9 protein-coding genes are annotated in these 7,588 nt (G+C 68.4%); 5 read left to right on the top strand and 4 right to left on the bottom strand.

From position 1 onward, the window contains the following. On the bottom strand, positions 1–457 hold a 457-nt coding region (locus tag ABB55_RS28690), incomplete at its 3' end, for an HD domain-containing protein (RefSeq protein ID WP_083464051.1). A gap of 61 nt (positions 458–518) precedes the next feature. On the opposite strand from ABB55_RS28690, the gene yidD reads away from it, so the two are divergent. After that, positions 519–854, top strand: coding sequence for a membrane protein insertion efficiency factor YidD (gene yidD, locus ABB55_RS04540; RefSeq protein ID WP_083463348.1), 336 nt, complete (start codon positions 519–521; stop codon positions 852–854). Between the two features lie 70 nt (positions 855–924). Beyond that, positions 925–2,898: a threonine--tRNA ligase gene (thrS, locus tag ABB55_RS04535; RefSeq protein ID WP_054357748.1), complete on the top strand. Its 1,974-nt coding sequence runs from the start codon at positions 925–927 to the stop codon at positions 2,896–2,898. A gap of 75 nt (positions 2,899–2,973) precedes the next feature. On the opposite strand, the gene ABB55_RS04530 is transcribed toward thrS, so the two are convergent. Beyond that, positions 2,974–3,225, bottom strand: a complete 252-nt coding sequence (locus ABB55_RS04530) for a hypothetical protein (protein ID WP_054357747.1) — start codon at positions 3,223–3,225, stop codon at positions 2,974–2,976. A gap of 241 nt (positions 3,226–3,466) precedes the next feature. On the opposite strand from ABB55_RS04530, the gene ABB55_RS04525 reads away from it, so the two are divergent. Genes ABB55_RS04525 through ABB55_RS04515 form a run of 3 tightly spaced genes read left to right on the top strand, consistent with a single transcriptional unit; the run spans position 3,467 to position 5,803 of the window. Next, complete coding sequence (locus ABB55_RS04525; protein ID WP_054357746.1) at positions 3,467–4,492, top strand: AraC family transcriptional regulator; 1,026 nt, start codon at positions 3,467–3,469, stop codon at positions 4,490–4,492. 50 nt (positions 4,493–4,542) lie between these two features. Continuing rightward, positions 4,543–5,064: a hypothetical protein gene (locus ABB55_RS04520; RefSeq protein WP_054357745.1), complete on the top strand. Its 522-nt coding sequence runs from the start codon at positions 4,543–4,545 to the stop codon at positions 5,062–5,064. Between the two features lie 31 nt (positions 5,065–5,095). Continuing rightward, positions 5,096–5,803: a hypothetical protein gene (locus ABB55_RS04515; RefSeq protein WP_054357744.1), complete on the top strand. Its 708-nt coding sequence runs from the start codon at positions 5,096–5,098 to the stop codon at positions 5,801–5,803. A gap of 16 nt (positions 5,804–5,819) precedes the next feature. Here ABB55_RS04515 and ABB55_RS04510 read toward each other — a convergent pair whose 3' ends face one another. Together ABB55_RS04510 and ABB55_RS30205 are read right to left on the bottom strand one after the other, a co-directional pair. Continuing rightward, positions 5,820–6,263 carry a hypothetical protein gene (locus ABB55_RS04510; protein WP_054357743.1) on the bottom strand — a complete coding sequence of 148 codons (444 nt, stop codon included), beginning with the start codon at positions 6,261–6,263 and terminating at the stop codon, positions 5,820–5,822. Positions 6,264–6,444: 181 nt separating this feature from the next. Then, complete coding sequence (locus ABB55_RS30205) at positions 6,445–7,458, bottom strand: hypothetical protein (RefSeq protein ID WP_160321159.1); 1,014 nt, start codon at positions 7,456–7,458, stop codon at positions 6,445–6,447. Positions 7,459–7,588 lie beyond the last annotated feature (130 nt).

Here is a 7,588-nt window from a genome sequence, read left to right as displayed (position 1 = left end):
CCTGCCGCGCCCAGGCGACATAGTCGACCAGCCGCTCATAGGCCCAGTCGTGCGGCGGGCTGTACACCAGGGAACGTACGTTCGAGATCTTGTCGGCGATCTTGATCAGCCGCGCCTCGGGGCTGAGCGCGGCGGCATGTTCGATCTGAAGGCGCTTGCGTTCCGCCTTGGGCAGCGACTTGTCGTCGGTCACCTCGGCGACCAGGCCGGCGACGCGCGCGCCGAAGCCGTCGACCAGATCGGCATGGGTCACGACCGTATCCTCGACCGTGTCGTGCAGATAGGCGGCGGCGATCACCTCGGCATTCGGGGCGGCATCGGCCGTGGCCACAAAGGCGGCGACTTCGGCGAGGTGGTTCATGTATGGATCGCGGTCGATCCCCTTGCGCTGCTGGTCCTTGTGGTGGACCGCGGCGAAGTGGACCGCACGGGTGATCAGGACGGCGTCGTCGGACATTCTCCCTCCGATCTCGGCGCGGGAGCGGAAATCACGTTTGGGGAGGCGGAGCGGAGGCGCGATGTGCAGGCAATGCCAAGGCGAAGGGCCGATCCGCCGGGGCCCCCACGTCCTCCTGGCCCGCGGACTGATCAGGCTCTATCGCTACACTTTTTCGGCTTTTATGGGGCGGACCTGCCGCTACCTGCCGACCTGCTCGGACTATACCGAGGAGGCGATCGCGCGGCACGGTCTGTGGGCCGGCGGATGGATCGGTCTTGCCCGGATCCTGCGCTGCGGACCCTGGGGCGCGTCGGGGATCGACCCGGTTCCCACCGAGTTGCCGCCCCAGGCCCGCTGGTATATGCCCTGGCGCTACGGCCGCTGGACCGGCCGGCACATCGTCGACAGGTTCTGAACCGTCGATCATTCCGAGACCCAAAGAGGCTTACCCGGGTTCGTCGCCGGGAGTGAGCCGGAGGAAAACCATGATCCAGATCACCTTTCCGGATGGCGCGAAGCGTGAGTTCCAGGCCGGCACGACCGGGCTCGCGGTGGCCGAATCCATCGCCAAGTCGCTCGCCAAGAAGGCCATCGCCGTCAAGCTCGACGGCCGGCTGAGCGACCTGCGCGACCCGATCGTCTCCGACGCGCATCTGCAATTCGTCACCCGCGAGGATCCGGAAGCGCTGGAGCTGATCCGCCACGACTGCGCGCATGTCATGGCCGAGGCCGTGCAGGAATTGTTCCCGGGCACCCAGGTGACCATCGGGCCGGTTATCGACAACGGCTTCTACTACGACTTCTATCGCCCCGGGCAGCCCTTCACGCTGGAGGAACTCGGCCAGATCGAGAAGCGCATGCGCGAGATCATCGCGCGCAACAAGCCCTTCACCAAGGAGGTCTGGAGCCGCGACAAGGCCCGGCAGGTGTTCGCCGACAAGGGCGAGGCCTTCAAGGTCGAACTGGTCGAGGCGATTCCGGCCGACCAGGATCTGAAGATCTACTACCAGGGCGACTGGTTCGATCTCTGCCGCGGCCCGCACATGGCTTCGACCGGCCAGATCGGCAATTCCTTCAAGCTGATGAAGGTGGCCGGCGCCTATTGGCGCGGCGATTCCACCCGTCCGATGCTGTCGCGCATCTACGGCACCGCCTGGACCAACGACGCCGACCTCGCCGCCTATGTGCACATGCTCGAGGAGGCCGAGAAGCGCGACCATCGCAAGCTCGGCCGCGAGATGGATCTGTTCCACTTCCAGGAGGAGGGGCCGGGCGTCGTCTTCTGGCACGCCAAGGGCTGGACCATCTTCCAGGAACTGATCGCCTACATGCGCCGCCGCCTCAAGGGCGACTACATGGAGGTCAACGCCCCGCAGGTGCTCGACAAGGTGCTGTGGGAGACCTCCGGCCATTGGGGCTGGTACAAGGAGAACATGTTCGCGGTGCAGTCGGCCGGCGAGGACACCGAGGACAAGCGCGTCTTCGCCCTCAAGCCGATGAACTGCCCGGGCCATCTGCAGATCTTCAAGCACGGCCTGAAGTCCTACCGCGACCTGCCGATCCGCATGGCCGAATTCGGCGTCGTGCACCGCTACGAGGCGTCGGGCGCCATGCACGGCCTGATGCGGGTGCGGGGCTTCACCCAGGACGATGCGCACATCTTCTGCACCGACGATCACATGGCCGCGGAATGCCTGAAGATCAACGAGCTGATCCTGTCGGTCTATGCGGATTTCGGCTTTGAGGAGATCGAGGTCAAGTTGTCGACCCGTCCGGAGAAGCGCGTCGGCTCGGACGAACTCTGGGATCGTGCCGAAGCGATCATGATGCAGGTGCTCGAACAGATCGCCGAGGAATCGGGCGGCCGGATCAAGATCGCGCTCAATCCGGGCGAGGGCGCCTTCTACGGCCCGAAGTTCGAATACACGCTGAAGGACGCCATCGGTCGCGAATGGCAGTGCGGCACGACCCAGGTCGACTTCAACCTGCCGGACCGGTTCGAGGCCTTCTATATCGACGCCGACGGCTCGAAGAAGACCCCGGTGATGATCCATCGCGCCATTTGCGGCTCGATGGAGCGCTTCACCGGCATCCTGATCGAGAATTTCGCCGGCCATTTCCCGCTCTGGATCGCGCCGGTCCAGGTCGTGGTGGCGACCATCACCTCGGATGCCGACGGCTATGCCGAGACGGTGCGCCGGCGGCTGATGGCGGCCGGCATCCGCGCCGAGCTCGATCTTCGCAATGAGAAGATCAACTACAAGGTGCGCGAGCATTCGCTGGCCAAGGTCCCGGTCATCCTGGTCTGCGGCAAGCGCGAGGCCGAGGAGGGGACCGTGGCGGTGCGCCGGCTCGGCTCCAATGAGAACCGCGTCGTGAAGTTCGACGAGGCGCTCGCCGCGCTCATCGACGAGGCGACCCCGCCGGACGTGAAGCGCGCCCGCGCCGGCGCGCCCTGATCCGAACCTGCCGCCCGGGGTCGCCGCGTTCTGCGGCCCCGGGCGGCGCTTCCGGGCCGTCGGATGCGCGGTGTCTCAACCGGGAAGCTGCGTGCAGACGACGTTCTTGTAGACCGCCTCGCCATTGGGGCCCGTGCAGGCCGAGCCGGTGCAGCGGCAGCCGTATTTCCAGGTGCATTTCTTGCCCAGCAGGGTCTGGTTCGTGCCGACCGTCGAATCCACCCGCAGGCATTGCAGGGCGCCCTTGGGCGGCTTGTTGACGATCTGGGCGTCCGAGCCGGACGTGGCCGCAAGGACGAGGGCGGCTGCAAGGAATAGAAACCGCATGACGGATACCTCCGCGACGGTCGAGGGTGAAGCTGCGACGCGACCGTACCGCGCTCCATCGTTTCAGCGGCCGGTCCCGTCGTCTTCCCAGCCAGCGCAGGCAAATTTCGCGGGATGGGATGGTTGGCGGATTTCGCATCCTTGAAGCCCAGGAGGTCTGTGCTAGGCTTCCGATGCATAATTTATATGGAATGTGACGTGATCCGCCGGTCCGGTCCTGGAGGGTGCTCCCGTGCCGACAATGCGTTTTTCGACCGATCAACTCGGGCCCGGATTGTCGGATGCCGCGCGGGCACGGCGGTGGGCGGATTGCCTGTCCGGAAACGGCATTTCGTTCCAATGCCCGAAGGAGGACGGATTTCGCGGCGCCATCGAGCTGCTGAAGCTTCCCGGGTGCGAAATCGGGCGTGCCAACGCAACCTCCGCGATCGGCAGCCGGACGGCCGAGGCCATCGCCCGCGATCGGGATCAGATGCTCTTCCTGTTCGGCAGCCTGGGCGGCGCCCGTAAGGTCGCCTCGCAGGCCGGCCGCGACATCGTTCTCGACGACGGCGCCATCACGCTGCTGGACCATACCCGCCCGCACAGGACCCTGGCTCCCGAGGGTGGCACCGCCGTGGCCGTCGCGATTTCCATGGTGGACGTTGCGGCGTCCGGGTTCGATCTGGCCGGCAGGCTGTGCCGCACACCGACCGATCCGGGGGCCGCTCGCCTGCTGGTTCGATACGCGCTCGGCCTGATCGCCGACCCGCTCGCCGGGCCGGACGGCGAGGCGCTGGCGACCCAGCACATCGCCGAACTTGCCGGGCTTGCCTTCGGGGCGCAGGACCGTCGGGGCGAGCGGGTTCGAGCCGCGGCGGCCGCCAGGACTCGACTGATTCTCACGACGGTCAGGCGCCGGGCGCTGGAACCCGACCTCGACGCGGCATCGGTCGGACAGGACTTCGGACTGTCCGAACGGACGGTGCAGACCCTGCTTGCGGATTGCGGCACCAGCGTCGGCCGCGAGGTCATGGAGGTGCGGCTTCGGCATGCCCATGACCTGCTGCATGGGATCGAGCCGTCGACTGCGACGGTAGCGGCCGTCGCCTTCGAATGCGGTTTCAACGCGGTGTCGACCTTCTATCGCGCCTACAAGGCACGCTTCGGAAGTTCGCCGGGCGAAGATCGTGGCCGGCCGGCAGGGTCCGTGGCGTCCCGCTCGCCCGTCCGCCAGTCCTTGGGGGCCACGCGCCGCAATGCACCGAGGAGCGTCATGCCGGATTGACGCTGGCATGTGGTAATGGCTCACTCGTTCCGGTCGACCGGGAGATCGCCATGCGCCTCGCTTTGTGCCTCGTCACGCGCCTCGCCGTTGCCGGCCTCGCCATTCCGTGTGGCGGCATGCCCGCCCGGGCCGATCCGGGCGACAAGGCCGGCTGGTCGATCGGCACGGATCCGCGAAAGCGCGTCTTCCTGCACTATGTCGCCGAGAAGGACGGGCCGCGCGAACTGACGCTGGCGTGCCTGCGCGATGTCGACAGTTTCGATGTCTATACCGCCGGCCTGTTTCCGAAGCGGCCGGACGGGGAGGCGACGCTGACCCTGCGCAGCGGCGGCGGCAGCGTCGACGTCTCGGGTTCGGTTGCGGCCGGCGACGACGGCGCCACGTCGCGCTTCGAATCGAACACCGATCTCGATGCGGCGACCCGCAAGGCCCTGCGCGCCTCGCTGCTGCCGGTGCTCGGCGGCGCGGGGCCGATCCAACTGAAGCTCGGGACGCGGGAGATCGTGCTCGCCCCGTCCGGGCCGCCGGCGGCCGCCATCAAACGGTTCGACAGCATCTGCTTCGGCAAGTAGCGCCGGCCTGGCCCGGCGGGAGGAGGCGACCATGCTTCGCAGACGATGGATGGTGGCGGCCACAGCGGCATTCGTGGCGATCGCGGCGGTTCCGGCCGCGGCCGACGAGACCGTCCAGCTCGGCGGCGCCAGCGGCGTCCTGATCCGGCCCGCCGGCAAGGCGCGCGGCAGCATCATCCTGCTCGCCGGCGGCGACGGGATGCTGAATGTCGGGGCGAACGGCAGCTTCACGGGCCTGCGCGGCAATCAACTCGTGCGCACCCGGCAGTCCTATGTCTCGGCCGGCTTCGCGGTGCTGCTGCCCGATCGCGGCGCCGATCTCGGCACCGCGGTGCAGACCATGGCGGCGATCGCCCGGCCGGTGACCATGGTCGGAACGAGCCGCGGCACGCAGCGCGCCGCGGAGGCGATCGCGGCCGGCGCGCGGCCCGACAAGCTGGTGCTGACCTCCGGCTTCCTGACGCCGGAGTCCGGGCCTGGCCCGAATGTCAGCCAGATTCTCGGTTCCGCCGGCTCGCTGCCGCGCACCCTGGTGGTGCATCACCGGCACGACGGCTGCCGCTACACCCAGCCGGCCGGCGTCGAGCCGTTCCGGGCCTGGGCGGCCGGGCGGGTCAGCGTCACCTGGCTCGACGGCGGCGCGGATGGCGGCGACCCGTGCCAGGCCGCCGGCCATCACGGCTTTGCCGGTCTCGACGGCCAGGTCGTCTCGGCCGTCGTCGGCTTCGCCGGACGGTGATGCCGGGCGGAACCCGTCAGAGGTTCTTTTCCAGGAAGGAGCGGACCAGCAGCTTGTTCTGGTTCGGGGTCAGGCTGAACGAGAAGGTCAGCGTGCCGTCCGAGAGGGCGGCGCCCGGCTCCTTGGCGCCCGCGCAGGTCAGCGTCTTGACCTTGTCCTTCAGCGCGTCCTTGCCGAGCTGGTCGCCGCACAGATCCTCGATCGCATCGAGCGCGGCCGAGCAATAGGGCGCGACGTTCTTTTTCGAGACCTCGGCCTCGTCGAAGCTCTTCCAGTCGTAGCCGGCCTTGAGGTCGAGACCGCAGCGCTTGTTGGTCAGCGCCAGGGCGGTCGAGAGGTCGGCCTCCTGAAGGACGCGCATCTTCTTGACTTCGAGCGACTGCGCGGCGGCCGGTGCGGCGGCGAGAAGCGAAGCGGCGACGGCGACGGCCAGAGCGGCAGCGATACGGATATGGCGCATGAACGATGGTTCCCGTGGTCCCCCGACCGGCGGCGACCATGCACCCATCCGATTTCCGCAGCGTGTCGCCGCCTGTTTCCGCGCTGTTGCGTCGCCATCGGGCGCGACGGACGACTGTCGGGGCGTCAGAGCGTCAGAGCGTCAGAGCGTCAGAGCGTCAGAGCGTCGGGGCGCCAGGGCGTCAGGGCTTTTCCAGCTTGTCGGCGAGCAGCTCGACTTCCCGGTCGTAGCCGGCCTCGACGGTGAAGTTGCGCGTATAGACCTGCCCCTGGTGCTTGGCGACGACGGCATATTCGCCTTCCGCCAGGACGAAGGACGGGAAGGCGCCGACCGTCTCGGTCAGCTGATCGCCGTTCGGCTGGCTGAGCACCAGCCAGTCGACGCCGGCGAGCGCCTCACCGCCGGTCTCCGCGACCAGCTTCAGCGTCGTCTTGGCCGCCTTGTGGTAGACGGTCGCCTCGGTCAGCTTGCCCGGATTGACGTGGATCTCGGCGCGCACGACGGCGTTCAGGTCGCCGTAGTGGGAGACGACGTGGTAGGTGTCGGCATTGAGGCGGATGACCCGGCCGGGCTTGGCGCCGATCACCAGCGCCTGTCGGTCGCCGCGCTGGTCGGCATCCTTGGAATAGATGTCGAAGGTGACGCGGTCCTGGTCGACCGGCAGGTCGCCGACCACCGCAGCGCCGAGCCGCATGCCGCCGGCATTGAGCACCAGCGTCTCGGTCCGCTCGGCCTTCTCGACCGTCACGCGGGTGGTGGCGCCGGCGCGCCCATAGGCGGCATGGACCAGATAGGAGCCCGGATCGAGCCGGAACATGGCCTCGCCGCCGGCGGCCGTGGCGACCAGCTTCAGCTTGGTCTCGTCGGTCTCCTTGGTGTCCTGGAACACCCGCCAGACGAGACCCGAGCGGATCGGCTGGCCGTTGTCGGTGACCAGCGCCCGCAGCCGCAGCACCTGCTTCGAGCGCGGCAGATCGGGCTGGGCCAGCGGATTGGGAATCGTCGGCGCCGGGTTCGGCGCATAGGGGATCGGCGCGACGGGGGCGGGGGCTCCGCCAGGCGGAGTGGCGCCGGCGGCCGGAGCCGCACCGGCAGCCGGGGCGGGGCCTCGTCCCGGCGCACTCTGCGCCAGCGCGGCCGTGGGCGCGGTGGCGATGAGCAGGGCCAGCAGGGTCGAGGCGAGGCGGCGCGGCATGAAGTTCCCGTGATGAGGCGGAGCCCGGTCGATGGCGGCGCGGCAGATGTCGGTGACGAGAATGGCGAAAACGAGACTGCGCCGCAATCCGCAAGCGCGGCGGCGCGGCCGGCCGGATGTTTTGCGGCGA

It is taken from the genome of Prosthecodimorpha hirschii (genome assembly GCF_001305515.1).
Taxonomy (GTDB): Bacteria; Pseudomonadota; Alphaproteobacteria; order Rhizobiales; family Ancalomicrobiaceae; genus Prosthecodimorpha; species Prosthecodimorpha hirschii.
Note: the sequence above shows the minus strand (reverse complement) of the source record. Positions and strands in the feature narration are given on the sequence as shown.